This window comes from Pontibacter aydingkolensis (assembly GCF_019443125.1).
GTDB lineage: Bacteria > Bacteroidota > Bacteroidia > Cytophagales > Hymenobacteraceae > Pontibacter > Pontibacter aydingkolensis.
On sequence record NZ_JAHYXK010000009.1, the window covers coordinates 149,789 to 171,930 of the forward strand.

Here is a 22,142-nt window from a genome sequence, read left to right on the forward strand (position 1 = left end):
GCAAATTATAAATTTGCGGCAATAAACGTTCTTACAAGTTGCAGAGCAAGCTCGCTGCTTTTGCCATCGTATGGGCTGCCGACGGTAGCATTAAAATATTTCGCACGCTGGTATACTTCAGGCTTGTTTTGGATGTGTTGCTGCAGCATTTCGTGTAGTGCTGTATAAGAACCAGCCTCATCGACTAACCCTTTTTGAATAAAGCCATAGTAATCATACAGTCTTTCAGACTGGTTCATGTTATAATAAATGGCCCAGACATTAAGTAAAACTGCCTCCAGATGTATGCCTGAGTTTCCGCTTAATAGTATATCAATTTCTTTTAAATACTCAAATGTCGGGACTAATCTACTGTTTGAGAACTTGATATTTGGATAGGAGCTTAGTACGTTTTCGAAATCACGATTATCGCGTGGGTGGGGGCGAAGTATAATGTCTGCTTCGGGAAAGTCTTTAGCTAGCTGGCTTGCAAGCGCTGTGATCTCTTCCGTTGCATCCATCAGGTTACAGCCAATGCCAATGCGATTTATACTTTTGTTTTGATTGCGGAACTGTGCAAATGCATCGGCCTTTGGCATTCCAACCAACTCTACACGTCCGGTAACGGGTCCGCATAGTTTATACTTATCCAGTGCATCCTGTCCCTCCAGCAGGTTTAAATCGTATTCCAGCGGAGGAAAGATTGGGCTTACGCTGGCATGTTGGATATAAGCTGTTCTAATGCCTGCGGCTTTTGCAGCCAACAACATGGCCCGGGCATCGGCGTTGTGGTCGTTGGCAAATACAATGGCAGTTGGTTTATACTTCTGTAGTTTAGTTAAGTATACTTCGTAAAAGCCAACAGCATCGTAAAGTACATCTACAAAACGCTGTGTACTATTTTTTTTATACTTCAGAAATGTAAAGTAGAGCGGTAAGAACTTGTAATAATATAAAAATTTGCGGCGCAGCGAAATACGGGCTACGGCATGGTTATACCTCCCGATCTCTTTGCTTTGGCCGGCTACAAAAACTACATTAGGTAATCCCGCCTGCAAAAACTGGAGACTATCGTAATTATTCTGGCTAACCACATAAAGCCATACTTTTCCCCGTAGCTGTTCCGGCTGTTCTACCTTTTTGAACAGGTTTCCTATTAAGCGCACCACAGTATAGCCTGCTATCTTAAGCAGGCGTTTTACTGGTGAGGTAGGAGAAATGGCAGCTTTAGCACTTTCAGGTAGATCATAGAAACCTTCTGAAAAGGGCAGGTGGAGAATATTACTATAAATGGCGTACCATTTTTTCATGGGCTATATTTTGTCCCAGCTTAGCGGTGTGCCTGCCTTAATATCTTTAGAGGCAGCTTTGCCAAGCAATTCTTCGTAGTGTTTCGGCGCCAGCCCCAGACCCGGACGGATCACGCGGATGTTCTCTTTGGTGAATGCCTCGCCGGCGGCAATATCTTTGGCCGCATACACAGAGCGTTTGAACAGGCGGCTTTTCTCTTCTGCCCGCTGTACGCCGTACTGCACATGCCCCAAGGCCTGCCACGCCCGCTCAGACTCCACCACCAAAGCATGCAGCTCTTGCGGTTCCAAAGAAAAAGCTGAATCTACACCGCCATCTGCTCTAAGTAGTGTAAAGTGTTTCTCGATAACGGTTGCGCCCAAAGCCACAGCAGCCACAGCAGCACCAACGCCCATGGTATGGTCTGAGAGGCCTACCTGCACACCAAACAGCTCGCGCATGTGCGGTATGGTAGCCAGGTTGGTGTTTTCTGGGGTAGAAGGATAGGTGCTGGTGCATTTTAAAAGTATAAACTGCTCGCAGCCAGCCTCTCGTAGCACGCGCACGGCCTCGTCCAGCTCGGTGAGCGTGGCAGCTCCCGTGCTCATAATTACAGGCTTGCCCGTAGCGGCTACCTTGCGCAGCAGCGGGTGGTCTGTATTCTCAAAGGAAGCGATCTTGTAAACCGGTGCGCCCAGTTCCTCCAGAAAATCCACAGCAGACTCATCGAAAGGAGAGGAGAAGGCAATCAGGCCATGCTCTTTGGCTCTCTCGAAAATCGGCTGGTGCCACTCCCATGGCGTGTAGGCCTCTTTGTAGAGATCATACAACTCTCGGCCTTTCCATAGCGAGTTTTCGTCCTCTATGGTGAAGGCACCGGGCAAGGTCATGGTGTCGGCGGTGTAAGTTTGCAGCTTAATGGCGTCGGCGCCGGCGTCGGCGGCGGCATCTACAATAGCCAGGGCACGCTCCAAAGAGTGGTTGTGGTTGCCCGACATCTCCGCAATAATAAAAGGCTTGTGACCCGGGCCAACCAATCGTCCCGCAATATTTATATCCTGAATCATGTTCAAATCTGGTTTATACTTTCCGGGCGCAGCTCAAAGCGATGTGCTTGCGGGTATTTCGAATCCGGAGTTCCGTAGCTGAAGCCAGCTTTCTCAAAAGCCCTTATCGAGGCAATATTCTCTTTCTGTACCAGTCCCTCAATGAGATTAAGTTTTGGCTGGTGCTGCAGGAGTTTAGCAACGCCTTTCTTCAGGATCATGTGCCCCAGGCCTTTGCCCCTGAAATCAGAGCCGATCAGGTAACTGATGATAGCTTTGCCATTTAATAGCTCAAACCGGATATGGGCGGCCGGTACTCCGGAAACCTCCGCAATATAGAGCATAGACTGCTTATCTTCCAGTTTTGTGTGCAGCCATCGCGTATGGCTCTCTAAAAGTATAGGATTAGGGTTGAAGGAGTTTTTACGCACCTCCGGGTCATTAGCCCAATCGAAGAGCAGCATCAGGTCGTCGGTTGTGGCTTCTCGCATCGATATGCCTGTTGCCAATGCCATGTTATGGAACACCTGCCTTAGCCTTTCATCTGACTTTCCGTCAAAATACTGGCGCTGCGTTGCTACCACCTGCTCAAATGCAGTAGCCAGGTCAGTATTTATACTTTGCTGCACCTGCTCATACTTTTGTGCAATGCCGTTCTGGATCAGGAAAGTATATAGCCCTTCCTGGTTATCCGCTGTCTGAAGCACGAACAGCAAGCCGCTCACGGAGGCATACTCATAAGCTACACCGCTGGCAGAGGTAATGGCTATGGCACAGCCCTGCATTAACGCACGCATATCTTCCGCGGTGAGGTTCTGGTGCAAGTTATACTTTGGGTTGTGGTGCAGCCACGTTTTTAGTTCCTGTAGGTGCTGGTAGGCACTGCCAACAATTATCTCTACCTGATCTATACTTTGAATGCTCTCCAGGTCTTTGGCAATCTGTAAAGTATAGTTATGTGGGTCGGCTCCGCCCAGGTTAAGGAACAGGCGCACATCACCGGCTGGTAAAATCCTCTCTGATCTGGCAGCCTCTAAAAATGGTGTTCTGAGCAAGGCAAACTTCGGACCCAGCAGAAATTTGGTATAAGGTGCGGTTTTATACTTTGTCGCATCTACACCACCGGCCTGGTTAAGTATGGCATCGGCTACAAAAGTATAACTATGGATATCGTCGATGCAGAAAAGCTGGCAGCCTTTGCGTTTTATACTTTGCTGATAAGTTGTGTTAAAATTGTAACCGTCCAGCACCACCAGCACATCTTCAGCAATATAGGCGTCAAGTTCATGGATAAACCTTTCCTCGTCGTGGTTACAGGCCGGAAGTATAATCACGCCCTCACAGGTTTTCTTTATCTGTTCCTGCAGCTCGTGACTAGGGGCCTGTATGGCAAATATGCATTCGAAATCGTGGCTCAGCATTTGGGCCAGGGCAAGTGACCGGACCACATGGCCTAAGCCGATCTGGCTGTTTCCGTCGGCACGGAAAATGATGCGGGTTCTGGGATTCACTTTAACACCTCCTGTAGTTTTTGCAGCACACGGGCGTAGCCGCCTTCTTGTAGTGCTTTGGCAGCAACTGCAAACTCTTCCTCCTCGGTTGCAAAGGCCTGCCGTTGCTGGTTTTGTGTATTAACGCTTACAAGCCAGCCATGTTCCTGCAACAGCTTTTCGATGTCAGCAAAACTAAAAAGCTTATTCTGATGATAGAGCCTGTCGTAAAGCAGGTTTGCCAAAGCGTAATCAGAAGGATAATCAACAGTAAGGCGCAGTGAGCTTAGTGCCGAAGTATAGTTTATACTTTGCCGTTTAAAACCCTGCTCTCTGCGAATGTATGGCGTTACGTGTTCGTGGTCTGCTTCTGCAGTTGCCTCTCTTGCTGCTCGTTCTAGTGCTGAAAAAGACAATACTTCTATGTTAGTGCCAAGCGGAAGGCCTTCGGTTATAGTATAATCCACACCTGCCGCCAAATGTTTAGCAACGGCTTCATCAATAGTGGCTGGCATGATGAACGGGTTATCGCCTGTCAGTCTTACCACTACGTTTAGTTTATATTTTTGAGCAGTAGTGTAAAATCTTTCCAGCACATCATTCTCTGAGCCTCTGAAGCAATCTGTCTGGTTATCCTGGCAGAAAGTATGGATGGCATCGTCGGCTGTTTTTTCTGTAGTGGCTATGATAATGGTGGCTAAACTTTGGGCAGCTTTTGCACGAGATATCACATGCTGCAGCAGGGTAGGGCCGCCACTAAACGGAAGAGGCAGCAGCGCCTTGTTCGGCAAACGCTCCGAGCCTAACCGGGCTTGTATAATGGCGCCAACCTTTACCATGCCGTCCAGCCTCCGTCTATCACCATATTCTGACCCGTCATAAAGGCAGACGCATCCGAGGCCAGGTATACAAAGGCTCCTTTCAGATCCTCGGGTTTACCTATTCTGCCAAGCGGATTTTTTCTCTTTAACTGCTCTATAAAAACCTCGTTCTGCTGCACCGTCTGGCTCGGGAAAGGACCTGGCGTAACTGCGTTAACTCTGATATTGTTTTTACCCAGGTAGCAGGCAAAGTACTTGGTAAGTTGCAGTACGCCAGCTTTAGCAGCCCCATAATGCGGCGGGTTCAGGAACGCCGGACTTTCGTCGTAAATGCTGAAGTCAGGAGACACCATGCCGTACATAGACGATACATTGATGATGCTGCCGCCACTAGATTTAAAGTATGGTACTGCCTCCCGGATGCACCGGTACACGCTGTTCAGGTTTCCGTCGATACCAAAAGCCCATTCCTCGTCAGTTAATGCTTCCGGGTTTTGGCCTTTGGAGTAAAAGGCATTGTTTACCAGCACATCCAGTTTACCTTCTTTTTGCTCAACGGCTGCAAAGGCGTTTTTTATACTTTGAGTATCCGCTATGTCACACTCCTGAAACTGAATAGCCTCATCAGCCTGGTTCTGAAAAGCTTCTGTAAATTTCTCTTTGCTCCGGCCCAGCACGTATACTTTTGCCCCGGCCTCTGCCAAACCTTCCGAAATGGCAGTTCCCAAATGGCCGTAACCTCCGGTAACCAAAGCTATTTTACCCGTAAGGTTAAACAAGGTATTCACGTTTGTGCTCATGCTTTTGCCCAGTTGTAGGGTAAAATAATGTTTTCGTCCTGCTCCTCAAAATCCTGGAGAGCAAGTATGAGTTCTTTAGGAAGTTGGGTAGATGCAAAGGTTATATTCTCTTTCAGGGTCTGCAAATTCTCCACACCTACCACAACATTTGTAATGTATTCATTCTGCAGCACAAAGCCCATCAGCATACTGCCCAATGGCAATTTATCCTTTGTTGCCAATTGCTGTAAGGCTTTAACTTTTGGTGCTGCTTTTTGCAGATGTGCAGGAATAGCTTCCGGTTTCATAAAGTATAAACCCTGCAGATAAATAGAGCGCACATGCGTTTCTATACCTTTTGCACGTAACTCCGGAAGTATACTTTCAAAGCGGCGATCGAACACGCTGTACGGAAACTGCAAGATATCTATAGGAGCAGCAGCTTTTAAAAGAGTTTCAGCCTCTGAGGGATGATAAAGCGATACACCTATTTTCGCTACTTTGCCCTCTGCTTTTAATTGTAAAAGTTCGTCTAAAACAGCAGGATTTGTCTCGTAAGTGCTGAAGCTGTGCAAAAGGTAACCATATACTTTTTCCTGCACCAGCCGCTGCAGCGACTCCTCAAAAGCCTGCTTTATACTTTTACCGGGTGTGTTAGGCGGATATTTGGTGATGATGCTGAAACCACTTTTTCCCTGCAAGGCCTTGCCTATAGTTGTCTCACTTTCGCCGTAGGCTGCAGCTGAATCCAGGGTAGTAATGCCAGCCTCAGCTGCCCTTAAAAGTATGGCCTCTACTTCAGTCTGCGTAATTTGACCACGCGTGTTGCTGATGCCATAGTCCAGACCGAATTGCGCGGTACCTAAAATGAGCTTATGTACGTTTTCTAGTTTGCTCACTAGCCTACGAACTCTTTAACCTTCTCAATCACGAACTCCTGCTCTTCCTGCGTCAGGCTAGGGTACATGGGCAGGCTTAGACAGCCGGCGTAATAGCTCTCAGCCTTTGGATAGTCGCCCTTTTTGTAGCCCAGATTGCGGTAGTAAGGCATGGTGTGCGCCGGAATGTAATGCACCTGCGCAAAGATGTTGTGCTGGCGCAGGTAGTCGTACAGTCCTTTGCGGTCCTCTACTTTTATTACATACAAATGGTAAGCATGGCCGGTTTCTCCTTCTGAATCATATGCCTCAGGGGTGGTTCCTAAAATCTCTATGCCTGCATGACTTTCGAATGCCTTGTCATATACTTTGGCGATACCTCTACGGCGGGCAAGGCCGGCCTCGGCGCGCTGCAGCTGCGAAATGCCCAGTGCACAGAGCATGTCAGGAATGCGGTAGTTGTAGCCCAGTTCCTGCATCTCCATGTACCAGCCACCATGGTTCTCGTCCATCAGGTTCGGGTCGCGGGTAATGCCGTGGGTACGGAGTTTCAGTAGTTCCTGGTACAGTTTCTCGTCGTTGGTAGTTACCATACCGCCCTCACCGGTGGCAATGTGCTTTACCGGATGGAACGAGAAAATAGCCAGGTCGGCATACTTCCCGTTGCCGCAAAGTTGTTTCTCGCCTTTGCTGTCAATATAGTATCCGCCGGGTGCGTGGCAGGCATCCTCAATAATCCAAAGGCCATACTCGTTGGCCAGCTGGCGGTACTCCTCCAGATTTACCGGGTTGCCGGCAAAGTCCACGGGAATGATGCCGGCGTAATAGCCTTGTGGTTTATTCTCCAGCAACTGACGCACCTTGTTTATATCGAGCAGGGCAGTGGCCGGATCGATATCGGCAAACGCTACGGTGCCTCCGCAGTAGCGCACACAGTTGGCAGAGGCCACAAAAGTAATGGGAGTGGTGATGACTCTTGACTCCTTGTTTACACCTAGTGCCATGGTGCATAGGTGCAGTGCCGCTGTGCCGTTAGAACAGGCCACTGCATACTTTGCGCCAACATAACTGGCAAAGGCCTGCTCAAACTCCAGTACCTTCGGCCCCTGCGTCAGAAAATCCGACTGCAAAGTTTCCACTACCGCTGCTATGTCATCGTCGGTGATGTGCTGGCGGCCATAGGGGATAGGGCGGTGCGACTGATCTAAATGCTTAGCTTCTGACACAGGCGTAATATTAGTTAAGAGTTAAAATTTATCAATTCTGAATGAGTGGGTGATTGAGTGAATTATTCTGGAGTTTTAATCCAGTTTATCCTTTACAATCCTGAAAATCCTGATTCAGACAAGTAAACATTATCCACTCATTCACTCATTCAAAATTCACACATTAAAATTTGGGTCAACGTGCTGGCGAATCTGCTCTCTCAGTTCGTTTACGGTTAGCCACTCGGTGTTGGTGCCGGAGTTATACTTAAAGCCCAGCTCGGTCATTTTGCCGTTGTGTGCTTTTAAAAACTCGTCGGTGCTCCAGATCGGTGTAGATGGAAGTATAACGTAATACTTATCCAGTTCTACGGTATTCAGAGAATCGGTTTCGGTGATCATTTCTTCGTGCAGCTTCTCTCCAGGACGAATACCCACGATTTCCTGCTCACAGTTCGGGCCGATAGCCTCGGCTACATCGGTAATGCGGTAAGACGGTATCTTTGGTACGAAGATCTCACCACCCCAGTGTTTGTCCAGCGCATGAAACACCATCTCCACGCCTTCTTCCAAAGAGATGTTAAAGCGGGTCATGTCGGGGTGCGTGATAGGTAAAATGCCATCGGAACGTTTTTTCAAGAAGAACGGCACCACAGAACCCCTCGAGCCAATCACGTTTCCGTAGCGGACCACCGAAAAACGAATGTCGCGTTTGCCGCGCATGTTGTTTGCTGCCACAAACAGCTTATCAGAGCAAAGTTTGGTAGCACCGTACAGGTTTATCGGGGCAGCGGCCTTGTCTGTAGACAGCGCCACCACGTCCTTCACGCCACAGTCAAGAGCAGCGTTAATCACGTTTTCAGCACCTAGCACATTTGTTTTGATGCACTCCATGGGGTTATACTCGGCAGCAGGCACCTGCTTTAATGCGGCAGCGTGTATAATAATGTCGATACCTTCGCAGGCACGCTTAAAACGCTCTCCATCGCGCACATCGCCAATAAAATACCGGATAGAGTTATACTTGCTGTGCGGGAAGGTCTGCGACATTTCAAACTGCTTCAACTCGTCGCGCGAGTAGATCACCAGTCGCTTCACGTTCGGGAATCGCGCGTATACCATCTCTACGAACTTCTTTCCGAACGAGCCTGTACCGCCTGTTACTAAAATAGCCTTGTTGTTAAGGTCTAATGCCATTCTCTCAATTTATGCTTTATACCACAGGTGTGCTTTCGTCACCCATTTTGCTGCAAGTTAAATATTATATTGTTTAATTGTTGGATTGTCTGAATCAGGATTTTCAGGATTATAAAGGATAAACTGGATTTAAATCTCAGAATAATTCACGCAATCACTCAGCCACTCATTCAGAATTGATAATGATCTCTAACTTTTTAACTTTATTTCCTATCTTTCCGGCTATACTTCCGACTAAAGATGCTAAAGAAACTGCTGTTTAAGCTGCTGCATGGGGCTGGTTATTACTTCCGTTATACTTCGGTGCTGCACCACACGGGCAAGCAGGTAATGGCCCCAAGTATAGTTTTGCAGTTTGATGAAGAGGAAACAGTTTTTTTGGAGCAGTCGGCGGAGAGCTTTAATTATAGCATAGATTACAGCCTGGGCTACCGTACTAAAGCACAGTACCTGGTGCACCTGCGCGACGTGGAGTTTTTAGGTAATTCCGGTGCCGTGGTGCTAGAGGATAAGCTGGTGGTGGAGTCGGTGTTTGATGTGAGCCGTCTGGCTAAATCACCGGCTTTTAAAACGCCAGCTTTGCTGCTGCCAAAGTATAAACATGGGCTTTATACGTCGGTGCTGCACCTGCCTTGGGCAGAGAACAACAATTACCACTGGTTTTTTGATTGCCTGCCTCGGTTATACTTTCTGCTGAATACAGTGCAGGAGTCCATTAAGATTATCATGCGGCCAGACCTGCCAGCTTACCAACTGCAAACGCTACAGTTTATACTTTCTGGTTACCCTCAGGCGGAGGTGGTGTTTATAGGCAAGCATGACAAATGGCAAGTGCAGGAATTTATACTCCCGTCTTTTATATCTAACCCGCAGAGTGGTTACCTGCCACAACCTGTTGGCCAATGGTTACGAGAGAAGATCTGGCGAGGCTATAACGTACAAATCGGAGTACCCAAAAAGCGAATCTATATTAGCAGGGCTAAAGCCAAAACACGCCGCGTATTAAACGAGCAGGAACTGTTGCCTGTACTTGGCAAGTATGGCTTTGAGGTGGTTCGTCCCGAAGAGTTGAGCTATCAACAGCAAGTGCAGCTGTTTTTTGACGCTGAGCTTGTAGTTGCCCCTCATGGTGCTGGCCTTACCAATTTGCTTTTTTCGGAGCGCTGTAAGGTGCTGGAGTTGCATCCGGCTAACCTGATCAAAACGCATTACTTCCTGCTCTGCAAAGGTCTTGGCTTTGAGTATGACGCTGTTATTGGAACAGTAGGAGATAGGCTGGAGAATTATACTGTAGATGTGCGGGAGGTTGAGGCGTGGTTGGAAAAAGACAGTTAAATCTTATATTTATTATCTGGATTGGCTTTGGCTAATAATAGTGTAAAGTGAAATAACAGATATATTACAGATAGTGGGAGTTTGTACTCCTGTTAGCAGATAGTTAGCCAAAACTTATTTTACAATATTGACATTAAATGAATTATCAAGAATTATTAGCTACTCAAGAATGGAAGGTAAAGCGCCAGCAAATTCTCCAGAGAGACAATCACCAATGTAAAAGGTGTGGGATTGATAATACATTTTCACCAAAACAGAGAGGTCCATTGTTTGAGAGCAACTATTTTGAATTGAATCCAAACTATGAATTTATTAAATCAGACAATTTGAATGTCAATCTGATTATCTTATCTCTTAAGACCACAACTCTAATTTGTAAGACAAGCTTAGACAAAAGTAGCTTTGACAAGAGTAAAGAGCACGTCATTGCTTTCAATATAGGGCTAAAGTATAAACTAAATTACAACTATAACGGCACTACATTAGATACCAATATTCGCAATCTATTTACAAATACACTTTGCAACACCACTACAATCGAAAAACTGACAAACACGATTAGTGATGGAAATTATGTAATTGACAAAGAAGGTTTTTGGTTTCTTGAAAGAGAAAGGGAGCAAGAATATTTGAAAACTAACTCGCTACAAGTTCATCATAAATGTTATCGAAAAAACATTGAAATATGGGCACAGGATGATTCTGAATATGAAACTCTTTGTAATGTTTGCCACAGAATTGTTCATGAAAATCAAAAAATACCTTTCTATGACTCTTCAGGCAACCTTTTCTCAGAATTGATACCTTGCTCCAGATGTGGTGGTCAAAAATATTTTAAGTGTTATAGTCATATTAATGGTGGCGCTTGTTTTAAATGCGGAGGTTATGGTTTCGAAAATAAAGCCTTTGGTTAACCCCACCTTTACGGTAGCTACGCCACCGCAAAGCCCAGTCCGTTGACAGTAATTTAAAAGCATGTTGAAGCCACTACATTTTAAACTTCTCATTCTACTCTGCTTAATTTTCTTCGGGTGCAAGCAGGGGTTTCCTGTGATATAAGTAAATATAGAAGATTATAAGAAGGAGATAATAATCCTTAAAAATGGCAAGGCTCTAAGGATAATAGCTAATGAGATAACGTTTCCGCCAGAGTTGCAGTTCGAATTAAACTCGATGGTAAGCTACGATATCGACTCTTTAAATCGAATCTTGTACATCAACAACTACGCTAAGGATCTTTTAGCTATATCCATTGACAACGGTCAAATAATACATAGGTCAAATTTAGCACAAATTGACTTCAATGGGGAACATTCTCATAGTAAATTGAAGGGAAAAGTTTTTCATGTTAAGAAGTACAGAGACAAAGTACTTCTTATAACGAATATGGATGTTCTAGTTTACAATGAAGAGTTACAGTTGCAGAAGAAGCTTTTGGATAGTGTGGCTGTTAAGAATCCAAGACTAATAAAAGGTTTCGTCGGTAGTTTTGATTATACTGTGGAAGAAGATTCTGTTAAGTTAATCTACAACATAAAATCCTATCGATATGGACTAAATGATTTAGATAAGCCTGTCATAGTAGAAGACTACACATTCATGTTGTAGAAAACTTATCAATACCTACAAAGATTCTAGCGTAAAGCAGGTACTTAGAAGAGCGACTATATAAATAGGAACTTTCTCCAACCCCAACTTTACAGTAGCTTCGCCACCTTATAGCAGAGCACGTTGTAGATAAATTCTTTTTACCTCGCTAACCCCCTTATCAACTGTGCCAACTCCTCCGTTAGTGCCTTTCTGGAAAAGCAGCTGTGGTTGATGAATGGCAGGTCGAGGTTCGGGTTTATCTTCCAGGCTTTGCTCATTTGAGTCATGTGGTCCAGCATCAGGTCGTAGGCCGCGTAATGAAATAGCCTGCCAGCGCCACACTCATCAATTATGTGGTCCATGGCCGAGTGAACCGGGCCTAATGCTACAATCGGTTTGTTGGATGCCAGGTACTCGAACAGTTTGCCTGGTACATTAGTATGGTCGGCATCTACATCAGCGACAGACAGGAGCAGCACCGTACTTTCCATCATGTGCTTAATGGCCTCCTGGTGGGGTACGTAAGGTATAAATTCCGTTATGCCCAAAACACCTGCCTTCTCAATCCGCTTCTTCACACCTTCTGATACTTTGCCAACAAAACGCAGCTTATAGTTAATCTCGCTATGTATCGATAACAGGTGCGCGATCACTTTCAGGAAAACATCAATGTTGTAGTTCTCTGTAATGGTGCCGGTAAAGGTGATCAGGAAGGTATCCTTAGGCGGTTTTGACTGGAAAAAGAAGTCGTCTTCATCGTAGCCATTCGGAATTACATGTATCTTGTCCGGGTTTAGATTTGCCGGCTTGTTCATAAAGAGCCGCTTGGTATCTTCGCTGGTCACAAGTATGGCGTCAGCCTGCTCCAGCACCTGCTGTTCATACTTCTGGTCGAGGCGTTTGGCTATGGGCGTATGGTACAGCTGGTCGTAGTAGTGTATGTTCGTCCAGGGGTCGCGCAGGTCGGCAATCCAGGGCAGTTTATACTTTTGCTTTAGTTTCAGGCCTATTAACTGCGTAGAGTGCGGCGGGCTGGTGGTAAGTATAACGTTATACTTACCAGATGGCAATAGTTCGTCAGCTTTTGCCAGCGCATGCTTGTTCCAACCTACCCGTGCGTCGGGTATAAACAGGTTGCCGCGCACAAACTTAAACACCTTGTCCATAAAGGTGTCTTTGGTTTTCTGGTTGGCAAAGCCGCTGTATGGTATTTCCTTTTTGCCTGATAGCTTTTTGTAATACTCAAATGGCTCTGACGTGGCAGTGCGGTATACTTTCAGTCCTTCGGGAATTTCATTCTCGAACGTTTTATCCAACAGGGGATAGGAGGCCTGCTTTTCGTCTACGGTAAGTACGGTTGGCTGCACATCAAACTGGGGCAGGTACTTACAAAATTTAAGGCCACGTTGCACGCCTGGTCCTCCGGATGGTGGCCAGTAATAGGATATATATAATAGGTTGGTCAGTTCTGTTTTTTCCAAAGCAGTATCAGCTTTTCATTTGTTTCAAATATAGAAATATTCTTACGGGATGCAGCGTGTGCTGTTTAAAATGGTGGTGTTTGATTGTGGATTGTTCGGTAGCATCTGGTCAAACCACCCCTGCCCCTCCTTATCCAAGGCGTGGAGCTCTGCTACTACTCAATTAATTTTATCAGCTTTGTTGTATACGCATAACCTCCCTTTTACCAAGATCCTTAACAGGATGACAAAATTGGAGAATGGCTGCTATTGTGATGAAAGTTGAAGCAGCAGGTAAAAGCTCCCCTCCTTGGATAAGGAGGGGCAGGGGTGGTTTGACCCGGTATTGCGTATAATTCTACAATTTTTATACAATTCTGAAAATCCTGATTCTGACAAACCCGCCTTGAGCACACCAAAGCCAGAGGTGAAAGTATAGGCAAGATAGACTGAGGAAGGGATCTAGCTGGAAAGAATAGTAGAAAGTATAAGTATCCCCTTGGGAATTATACTTTTGCCGCTTCCGTTACTCCAATAGCAAAAACCACGAATCCTATTCGTAAATCATCAGTATAATCCTTATTTTTGTAGGTAAATCCAGAAAAAGAGATGTTTGATAATTTAAGTAACAAACTAGACCGCGCGTTTAAAACGCTTAAAGGCCAGGGAAGTATAACCGAGATCAACGTTGCAGCAACTATAAAAGAGATACGCCGTGCTCTTGTAGATGCTGACGTTAACTATAAAGTAGCCAAAACTGTAACCGATAAGATTAAAGACGAAGCCTTAGGCCGCGATGTATTGATCGCTGTGTCTCCGGGCCAGTTAATGATCAAGATCGTGCATGAAGAACTGACTGCTTTGATGGGTGGCGAAAAGCAGGACATTAACCTGAAAGGCGATCCGGCTATTATACTTATTGCAGGTTTGCAGGGCTCGGGTAAAACAACCTTTACTGGTAAACTGGCCAGCTACGTTAAAAAGCAGGGCCGTAACGTACTGGTAGCTGCCTGCGACGTATACCGTCCGGCTGCGATTAACCAGCTGCAGGTGCTTGCAGAACAGGTAGGAGTAGAGGCGTACACTGAGTTGGATAACAAGAATCCGGTTCAGATTGCCCTTAACGCCATCGAGCACGCCAAAAAGACAAACAAGAAAGTAGTTATCATCGATACCGCAGGTCGTTTGGCCGTGGACGAGGCGATGATGAAAGAAATAGCCGAGATCAAGGCTGCCGTTAAGCCAACCGAAACCCTGTTTGTGGTAGACTCCATGACAGGCCAGGATGCAGTTAACACAGCCAAAACCTTTAACGAGCGCATCGACTTTGATGGCGTAGTGCTTACAAAGTTAGACGGTGACTCGCGTGGTGGTGCTGCCCTTTCTATCCGTGCTGTTGTAGAAAAACCGATCAAGTTTATCTCTACCGGTGAGAAAATGGAAGCGCTGGACCTGTTCTATCCTGATCGTATGGCGCAACGTATCCTGGGCATGGGTGACGTTATCTCCCTTGTGGAGCGTGCGCAGCAGGCCTTCGATGAGGACGAGGCGAAGCGAATCAACAAGAAGATCCGCAAGAACCAGTTTAACTTTGACGACTTCCTTACTCAGCTGGAGCAGATCAAGAAAATGGGTGATATCAAAGACCTGGTGGGTATGATACCTGGTGTTGGCAAAGCCCTGAAAGATGTGGAGATCGATGACAATGCCTTTAAGCCTATTGAGGCTATTATTAAATCGATGACTCCTGCTGAGCGTGAGAACCCGGATATGATCAGCGGAAGCCGACGTGCCCGTATTGCCAAAGGCAGCGGCACAGATGTGCAGCAGGTAAACAACCTGATGAAACAGTTTAACGACATGCGCAAAATGATGCGCTCGATGAACAAGATGTCTGGTAAACGCGGAGGGTTGGGTAACCTGGCAAATATGATGAAGCGCTAAGCTTTATTTAAAGCCTAAAAAGCAGCGGGGACTATACTTCAAAAGTATAGTCCCCGCTGCTTTTTAGGCTCTATTCTGCTTCAGAGGCGTTGCGATGTTCTTGTTGTAGGAGTTCGATAAGTTCGTTGCACTCCACAATGGCCTGTGCTGCATTACGTTGCAGCAGTTTAGTGTTTTTGACGTGTAAAGCACTTGCCATGCGCTCGAAGGTAAATTGCAACGGCTTGGCAGATAAAACCGATATACTGTCATATAATTCTGAGAGGGCTACCCGTGCCTCTTCCAGTTTATCAGACTCAATCAGTTCGTGCAGTTTGGCAACGGCTCCTGGCGTACTTTCGATATACATTTCCAGGATCTCCAGGATAAAGGAGGTATTATTGCCAGCCATTCCTCTCAAAGCCTTCATGTTTACAGAAGCTCCTTTATACTTGCCTTCCTGATTTATCAGCTTTACAATGGTTTTAAAAAGGTCGTTTGTGTCGAATGGTTTTGAAAGATACGCAGTGGCACCTGAAGCCAGGCACTTTTTAATTTCATCATGCGCTGCATGTGCGGTAAGGGATATGACTGGCAGGCTTGCATTAACACACGCAGAGGCACGAAGTTGCTCAATAGCCTCATAACCATCCAATACTGGCATTTGCATATCCATTAAAATCAGGTCATAGGGTTTGCTAAATGCTTTTTCAAGCGCATCAAGGCCATTTGTTACTACATCTGTTTCTACGCCCCAATTCGCAAGTATGGTAGTAAGCAATAACTGGTTTATCTCATTATCCTCTGCGAGCAATACTTTTATACCTGATAGTTTATTTAAAAATGTTTCTTCCTCTTCTTCTATAGCACTTTCTGCAGCCAGCTGTTCTGGATTATGTACTTTTTTAAACGGGATGGAGAACGTGAATGCACTGCCTGCCTGTGGCTGGCTGCGAACTGAAATAGTGCCACCCTGCATCTCTACTATGTTTTTAGAGATTGTAAGTCCTAAACCGGTGCCGCCATACTTACGGGTAGTGTCGTTGCTGCCCTGGTTAAAGCTTTCGAAAACTGCTTTGTGCTTTTCAGGAGGTATTCCAATGCCCGTATCCTCAACTGTAAACTCCAGCACAATGGTTTCTGCATGTTCCTCCAGGGCATTTACTAATATCTTGATCTTCCCGTTTTGTGTAAATTTAGTTGCGTTGCTTACCAGGTTCAGGATCACCTGCCTTAGCCGCAAAGGGTCTCCGTTAACCTGTAAAGGCACATCGTCACCAATATGAGTAGTGAGCTGGTTTTGTTTTTCCCTGGCTTTATTATCCATAAGATCCACAATATCCTGCACTAGTTCTGCAAGGTTAAACTGCACCTCCTCAAACGCGAACTGGTTGGAAGATATCTTGGAAAAATCGAGCAAGTCATTTATGATCTGCATCAGGTTATCTGCTGACTTACGGATGGCGTTGAGGTATTTCTGCTGTTCCGGTTCCAGTTCAGTTTTACGCAATACGTTTGCCAGGCCGATAATGCCGTTCATGGGAGTGCGTATTTCGTGGCTGATGTTAGCCAGGAACTGTTCTTTAATACGAGAAGAGTTTTCAGCAACCTCCTTGGCCTTTAGCAGTTCACGCTCATTCTTCACCCTTTCGGTTATATCTACTGCAAAACCTGTCACTCCTGTGATATGGCCTTGTTCGTCGTAAACCGGCACGTAGTGGGACTTAAAGAAAAGTCCGTTCGTTTCATCAACAGCCTGTACCACTTCTCCGCTAAGTGTGCGCTTAAATCGGCCTACAATCCTGGGATAAGCCTTAAAAACATCGTAGAAATTATTTCCGATGATGTCTTCAGGGTGAATGCCGATCTGCTCAAAACCCATACCGCTGGCAAACTTAAAATTACCTTTGGCATCGATGTTCCAGAAAGCAGTTGGGGTATTTGATACCAGAAACTCCAGTTGTTCTTCGCTGGAGCGCAGTTTCTCTCCCGTGCGAAGCCGTTCCACCTCTGCCTGCTTTAACCTGATGGCGTTACGGATAAAATGCGGCGTACTTTCCGGAGTCAATGCACTTATGGGCAGGCATTCAGCAGCACCCAGTTGCAATGCCTGTTCCGTTAATGGGGCATTTTCGGTTGCGGTGATAACTACTACCGGCGTTGTTCTATGTAAAAAATTAATACTTTCCAGAACTTCCAGGCAATTCATGTCTGGTAAGCTAAAGTTTAGCAGCACGCAATCGAAACTGTGCTGCTGCAAGAGTCTAAGCCCTTCTGATGCTGCGCCTGAAGTGTAAATTTTAGCCTTATGGATAGCAATGCTTAAGGCGTACCTGGCCGTCTGCTCTATTTCGCCTTGGCCAATTACGAGCAGTTTGTATTCTTTAATGGCGTTACCTGAGGTGTATGTTAAAGTGGGCACAAGGTAAAAGTCTGAACCTGTTAATATTATCTATGTTTTATAAAAGCCCGTTTTCTATTTGTAAATAGGTTAGATCAAATCAGCACAAATTGATAAAAATAAATTACAAAAGCTAGTGTAAACCTTACTGCAAAATATTTAAATAACGAATATCTGCTACAAAAAAATGTGGCCTTACATTCCGGAATTTATTCTTCTGCTCCAGGCTTTATTACAAAATCTGGAATAGACCAGCTAAAGGAAATGCTGCTTAGTAATTTTGCTTGCTTTCCATTTCCTGCCAGGCTTTAAAAGCCGATTTTGCTTCGTGAGGCAATAATTGCTGCATGGGTATATGGCGTTTATCAACGGGCACGTTTATTTCTTCGTAAATAAAGTTGTCGTCAAATCCAATGCTGGCTGCGTCCTGGCGGGTGTTGCCGTAGTATACTTTTTTAAGCCTGGCCCAGTAGATTGCTCCCAAACACATAGGGCAGGGTTCGCAGCTGGTGTATAGTTCACAGTCAGGGAGTTGAAAGTCACCAAGCAACTGACATGCTTTCCGGATGGCATCTACTTCGGCATGTGCTGTAGGGTCGTTGGAGGAGAGTACGTTATTAAAGCCCCTGGCAATAATCTCATCATTGCGTACTATCACAGCGCCAAAAGGACCTCCAAATCCAGCTTTCATTTTTTCTTCAGACAAACGTATTGCCTCCCGCATGTAGGGCTCCTTTTTTTGCATACTGTAAATTTTTGACGGACTAAATATCTCAGCAAAGTATACTTCAGTAAAGAGAATTTGTTAGGTGACTATTAAATTACTGCCCCATCTGTTATACAGCATTCATATTTATCATACTACACGTAAAAAAATTAGCCTATACTACACTTGTGCCCTTGGGTGCATACTCGTAGCATAGGCTATTTCATTCTTTAGCTGCTATTAAAGCTTGTATTTGAATTATAGCATTATTAAATGTAATAAATCATATTCTATAAGTTAATACGATTGGATTTTGTAATTGTTTAGCTATTAGCAAGTTATAATACTTTTTTGCCAAAGTAATTTTAGTAGTATTTATCCAATAATTCTTTTGCGCGTATGAGAAGTTATCTTAAACCAAATTATTACAACTATGAGAAAATTAACACTGTGGTTAAGTATGCTGTTTTTTGTGATACTGACTAGTGCATGCTCTACAACAAAGGAGGCAGAAAGAGAAACAGAAGATGTATTGTCTGACTTCAGAACCTGGATTGGGAATACGACCTCCAATGTGGCTGACAGAACAGAAGAAGACTGGCAAAGGGCAAAGGCTGATTTCAGGACACGCACCGATGAACTTGACCAGATGCAAAGCAACTTCAGTACGGAGGTAAAAGAAGAATATCAGCAGTTAAAGCAAGAGTTTAACGATGCGGATATCCGCTATATGCAAAGCCGCCAGCAAAGTAATTTAACAGAATGGCAAAGCACACTGCTGGGCAATTATGCTAATATGAGCACCATAAACAACACAAATGTGCGTGAGGCTTACATTACGTTTATGGATAACGTACGGCAAAATAAAGGTACCTGGAGTAACGAAGACTGGGAAATGGCCAAGATGGTGCTGGAGTCGCTGAATAAGCGCAAAGGCGAAATCTCTGACATCCCTACTGACACGGAGGTAAAAATAAAAGCCCTGCAACTGGAGTTTACAACCCTGGAGACGGCAGATGATGTAGACGGTAATTAAACTATAATGCGGCCTTCTGTGGCATCGCCGTAAAGTATAGACTGCCCCTGGTTGTGGCGATAACTGCTAAACCATGCCAGCAGGCTATCGAACTGGTGCCAGTTAACAGGAGGCTGTTTTAATTGAAAAGGAAGAAGGCCCTGCAGCGCGTCTGTGAAAACAGGAAGTGCTACAGGGCTTTTTTTGTAGTCTTGCAAATGGCTGAAGAGCAATTTAGCCAATTGGCTGGGATAGGTTTCCAGTATAGCAATACCCGTCTCACTCAATTTTGCCCTAAACTGTATGGCGCGGGCCGTTAAGCCCCCGATAAACATCGGCGACATAGCCTGTACCTCTCTGTCGCAGGCCCTGTAAAAATATTCTGTCGCAGAAGTATAAACGCCTTGTGTGTACACCTTTGGTAAGGTAAGCGGAGCATCTATAAATATAGCTTTAGGCTGCAGTGTATTAACCAGTTGCCACAACCATTCATCGGCATTTTGGCCACGCTGGCTTTGGCTTATCTGCAATTGGCCGCCGGCTACATAAGCAGCCGCTGTGGTGCCAGCCAGTTTAGAGCCATAATCAACTCCTATAAAATTTACTGCCTGGCTCATAAGTGCGTATTAAAAGCTGCCTTCTAAGTTTTTATAAAGTCTGATGGGGCTCCAGTAGCCACTCGCAATTATACGCCTGATCGTGAACAATGGGTCCTGCTCATCGCGTTTGGCGGCCAGCTGGAAAGCTGCGGTCATGCCGTTATTTTTTAATTCAGGTATGGCTTCTTTGTTCCAGAGGCCAAAAGGGTAAGCAAAGTAGGTAACGGGTTTTCCAGTGATCTCTTCGAGTACTTTTTTTGGCTTTGCTACCTGCGTTATCCAGTCGTTACCTTCATACTTTTTCACGTTGTGGTGGTCCCAGGTATGGCTTCCGATGGCGTGGCCTTTATCTGAAAGTTCTTTTACCTGCTCCCTGGTCATGTAGCGGGGTCTGTTAAGTGATACTGTCATGATAAAGTATACCGCCTTAAAATTATGCTTCTCCAATTCTGGTAGCGCATTGGTGTACTGATCCAGGTTGGTATCATCGAAGGTGATCATGACGGGCTTTTCCGGTAGCGGTGCACCTGTGGTTAGGTAAGCCATCAGCTGATCGGGCAAAATAGTATGATACCCGCTATCAGCCAACATCTGCATCTGATCTCTAAAAACCGCAGTAGGCACAATATAATCGCGGGCTTGTTTTGAGTCGGAATCGCGCCAGTCGCGCACCTGGTGGTAGCAAAGTATAGGCACCTGAGGTTTTGCCAGTATAGCGGCTGCATCGGCACTTAAATTTATAATTGGGGCTGTTACCGCAACAGACGCCTGTTCAGTAGAGGCAAGTATAACCTGAGCTGAATCCGGTAAGCTGGCAGGCGCTGCCTTTACGGCTGTTCTTTCTTCTGGCTTTGCGCTGTCGCAGGAAGTTAAAAGGCCCGCCATTACTGTAGAAAAGCCTAAAAAGGTAAGGGTATAAATAGTACGCATATGCTGTTTAGTATGAGCATCAATATACTCATTTATACTTACCGGAAATTAAAGTAGATAGTGATTTTAGTTAAATAACTTTAGTAGCGACATCCCTTTCCAGCTACTTAGTTATCCACTCCAAATATACAATGCCATCGAATTAAAAAGTACACCAGCGATTTTGTCATCTCGACAGAAGGAGAGCACTTTTGAGTGCTGGCTTGCAAGAATTTTATATAGATCTCTCCTTCTGTCGAGATGACAGCTTTTGCTTATGTTAAGCATCGATACTGAAAGCCCGGCTGTGAGTTTTATACTTTATACTTCCCCTCTACATTATCCATGTACTTCTGGCCAGAACCTGTGTTTAGCAGCAGAATTTTCTCGTCTCTGCCTATTGTGCCGTTATCAACCAGTTTGCGTGCGGCCATCCAAACGGCGGCACCTTCGGGGGCAACAAAAAGCCCTTCGCTTTTGCCGAGTTCCTGCAGGCCTTCCAGCATTTCGTTTTCGGTTATACTTATGGCCGTTCCTCCGGACTGGTGCAGCACCTTAAGCATCATGTGTTCGCCTAGGGGCCGTGGTACAGCCAGACCGTTTGCAATGGTAGGTTTACCGGTATAGTTCTTACAGTTTTCCTGGCGGCCAAAGTATGTTTCTACCAGCGGCTGGCAGTTGAATGCCTGCACGGCCACCATGCGCGGTAGTTTTATACTTTTAGGTAGCCAGCCAAGCTGCTGCATTTCTTTAAAGGCTTTCCAGATACCGATAAGGCCAGTGCCGCCACCAGCCGGGTAAAGTATAACATCAGGCAAGGTCCAGTTAAGCTGCTCAGCAATTTCGTAACCCATGGTCTTTTTACCTTCCAGGCGGTAAGGCTCTTTCAGGGTAGATACATCCAGTAAACTGCCATCGGCATTCAATTCCTTAGCACGCGCGGCACAATCGTTGATAAGGCCATCTACCAGTTGCACATCGGCACCATACCAGTAACACTCTTCTTTAAATGCTTTTGGCGTGTGGCGTGGCATTACCACAACTGCTTTCATACCGGCTTTTGCACAATAAGCAGCCATGGCCACACCTGCATTGCCGGCGGTAGGAATAATGCACCCCTCTGCCTCAAACTCTTTTGCTTTAGAGATAGCCATACTTAGTCCGCGCGCTTTAAACGATCCGGTTGGGTTCTTGCCTTCATCTTTCAGCAGTAGATGGCTAAGGTTATACTTTTTAGCTAAGTTGTATAATGAAAGTATAGGAGTAAAGCCTTCGCCAAGGCTCACAATATTTTCGTCGGAGAAAACTGGCAGCATTTCACGGTAACGCCACATAGTGCCCTCCCGGCCATTTAGAATACTTTTCGATAGTGGCTCTGTAATTTCATACTGCGACTCCAGGGGCAGTTGGCAGCACTCCGAAACTAATTGTGGTTGAAAAGCTGAATGGGTTGCTCCGCAGGCAGAACAGGTTAAATGTGAAATATTGCTTAGGGTTTGAGTAGTGGGTTCCATGTTAT

At 45.5% G+C, this 22,142-nt stretch carries 19 protein-coding genes; 5 read left to right on the forward strand and 14 right to left on the reverse strand.

Features of this window, described 5'->3' with window-relative positions:
* Positions 1-5: 5 nt before the first annotated feature.
* The 8 genes from K0O23_RS12485 to pseB form a co-directional block, all read right to left on the reverse strand.
* Positions 6-1,289, reverse strand: a complete 1,284-nt coding sequence (locus K0O23_RS12485; RefSeq protein ID WP_219877756.1) for a glycosyltransferase family protein — start codon at positions 1,287-1,289, stop codon at positions 6-8.
* A gap of 3 nt (positions 1,290-1,292) precedes the next feature.
* Positions 1,293-2,336 (reverse strand): pseudaminic acid synthase, encoded by a 1,044-nt coding sequence (gene pseI / locus K0O23_RS12490; protein WP_219877757.1) that lies wholly within the window; start codon positions 2,334-2,336, stop codon positions 1,293-1,295.
* Positions 2,337-2,338: 2 nt separating this feature from the next.
* Positions 2,339-3,826, reverse strand: a complete 1,488-nt coding sequence (gene pseG, locus K0O23_RS20395; protein ID WP_219877758.1) for a UDP-2,4-diacetamido-2,4,6-trideoxy-beta-L-altropyranose hydrolase — start codon at positions 3,824-3,826, stop codon at positions 2,339-2,341.
* Positions 3,823-4,644, reverse strand: a complete 822-nt coding sequence (locus tag K0O23_RS12500) for a cytidylyltransferase domain-containing protein (RefSeq protein WP_219877759.1) — start codon at positions 4,642-4,644, stop codon at positions 3,823-3,825. The genes pseG and K0O23_RS12500 overlap by 4 nt, the downstream gene beginning before the upstream one ends.
* Positions 4,638-5,426 (reverse strand): SDR family NAD(P)-dependent oxidoreductase, encoded by a 789-nt coding sequence (locus K0O23_RS12505; protein ID WP_246597078.1) that lies wholly within the window; start codon positions 5,424-5,426, stop codon positions 4,638-4,640. The genes K0O23_RS12500 and K0O23_RS12505 overlap by 7 nt, the downstream gene beginning before the upstream one ends.
* Positions 5,423-6,304, reverse strand: a complete 882-nt coding sequence (locus tag K0O23_RS12510; RefSeq protein ID WP_219877760.1) for an aldo/keto reductase — start codon at positions 6,302-6,304, stop codon at positions 5,423-5,425. The genes K0O23_RS12505 and K0O23_RS12510 overlap by 4 nt, the downstream gene beginning before the upstream one ends.
* Positions 6,304-7,509 (reverse strand): UDP-4-amino-4,6-dideoxy-N-acetyl-beta-L-altrosamine transaminase, encoded by a 1,206-nt coding sequence (pseC, locus tag K0O23_RS12515; RefSeq protein ID WP_219877761.1) that lies wholly within the window; start codon positions 7,507-7,509, stop codon positions 6,304-6,306. Before pseC ends, K0O23_RS12510 begins: the two co-directional genes overlap by 1 nt.
* A 156-nt stretch (positions 7,510-7,665) precedes the next feature.
* Complete coding sequence (gene pseB / locus K0O23_RS12520) at positions 7,666-8,685, reverse strand: UDP-N-acetylglucosamine 4,6-dehydratase (inverting) (protein WP_219877762.1); 1,020 nt, start codon at positions 8,683-8,685, stop codon at positions 7,666-7,668.
* A 240-nt stretch (positions 8,686-8,925) separates the two neighbouring features.
* Here pseB and K0O23_RS12525 point away from each other — a divergent pair, with 240 nt between their 5' ends.
* From K0O23_RS12525 to K0O23_RS12535, 3 genes are all read left to right on the forward strand, one after another.
* Positions 8,926-10,020: a glycosyltransferase family 61 protein gene (locus K0O23_RS12525; protein ID WP_219877763.1), complete on the forward strand. Its 1,095-nt coding sequence runs from the start codon at positions 8,926-8,928 to the stop codon at positions 10,018-10,020.
* Between the two features lie 137 nt (positions 10,021-10,157).
* Positions 10,158-10,934 carry an HNH endonuclease gene (locus tag K0O23_RS12530; protein ID WP_219877764.1) on the forward strand — a complete coding sequence of 259 codons (777 nt, stop codon included), beginning with the start codon at positions 10,158-10,160 and terminating at the stop codon, positions 10,932-10,934.
* Positions 10,935-11,229: 295 nt separating this feature from the next.
* On the forward strand, positions 11,230-11,628 hold the full coding sequence (locus tag K0O23_RS12535) for a hypothetical protein (RefSeq protein ID WP_219877765.1): 399 nt from the start codon (positions 11,230-11,232) through the stop codon (positions 11,626-11,628).
* A gap of 140 nt (positions 11,629-11,768) precedes the next feature.
* Here the strand turns inward: K0O23_RS12535 and K0O23_RS12540 are convergent, their stop codons facing one another.
* Positions 11,769-13,091 carry a glycosyltransferase family 4 protein gene (locus K0O23_RS12540; RefSeq protein ID WP_219877766.1) on the reverse strand — a complete coding sequence of 441 codons (1,323 nt, stop codon included), beginning with the start codon at positions 13,089-13,091 and terminating at the stop codon, positions 11,769-11,771.
* A gap of 588 nt (positions 13,092-13,679) precedes the next feature.
* On the opposite strand from K0O23_RS12540, the gene ffh reads away from it, so the two are divergent.
* On the forward strand, positions 13,680-15,014 hold the full coding sequence (gene ffh / locus K0O23_RS12545; RefSeq protein WP_219877767.1) for a signal recognition particle protein: 1,335 nt from the start codon (positions 13,680-13,682) through the stop codon (positions 15,012-15,014).
* A 70-nt stretch (positions 15,015-15,084) separates the two neighbouring features.
* On the opposite strand, the gene K0O23_RS12550 is transcribed toward ffh, so the two are convergent.
* Both K0O23_RS12550 and K0O23_RS12555 read right to left on the reverse strand, forming a co-directional pair.
* Positions 15,085-17,415: a response regulator gene (locus tag K0O23_RS12550; RefSeq protein ID WP_219877768.1), complete on the reverse strand. Its 2,331-nt coding sequence runs from the start codon at positions 17,413-17,415 to the stop codon at positions 15,085-15,087.
* Positions 17,416-17,665: 250 nt separating this feature from the next.
* Positions 17,666-18,139 (reverse strand): nucleoside deaminase, encoded by a 474-nt coding sequence (locus K0O23_RS12555; protein ID WP_219877769.1) that lies wholly within the window; start codon positions 18,137-18,139, stop codon positions 17,666-17,668.
* Between the two features lie 394 nt (positions 18,140-18,533).
* Here K0O23_RS12555 and K0O23_RS12560 point away from each other — a divergent pair, with 394 nt between their 5' ends.
* Entirely contained in the window at positions 18,534-19,136 is a 603-nt protein-coding gene (locus K0O23_RS12560) for a hypothetical protein (protein ID WP_219877770.1), read from the forward strand.
* Here the strand turns inward: K0O23_RS12560 and K0O23_RS12565 are convergent.
* From K0O23_RS12565 to K0O23_RS12575, 3 genes are all read right to left on the reverse strand, one after another.
* Positions 19,133-19,732 carry a DUF429 domain-containing protein gene (locus tag K0O23_RS12565; protein WP_219877771.1) on the reverse strand — a complete coding sequence of 200 codons (600 nt, stop codon included), beginning with the start codon at positions 19,730-19,732 and terminating at the stop codon, positions 19,133-19,135. The genes K0O23_RS12560 and K0O23_RS12565 overlap by 4 nt on opposite strands.
* Before the next feature lie 9 nt (positions 19,733-19,741).
* On the reverse strand, positions 19,742-20,644 hold the full coding sequence (locus K0O23_RS12570; RefSeq protein WP_219877772.1) for a polysaccharide deacetylase family protein: 903 nt from the start codon (positions 20,642-20,644) through the stop codon (positions 19,742-19,744).
* A 293-nt stretch (positions 20,645-20,937) separates the two neighbouring features.
* A complete protein-coding gene (locus tag K0O23_RS12575; RefSeq protein ID WP_219877773.1) occupies positions 20,938-22,137 on the reverse strand; it encodes a threonine synthase in 1,200 nt (399 codons plus the stop codon).
* Positions 22,138-22,142: the final 5 nt, after the last annotated feature.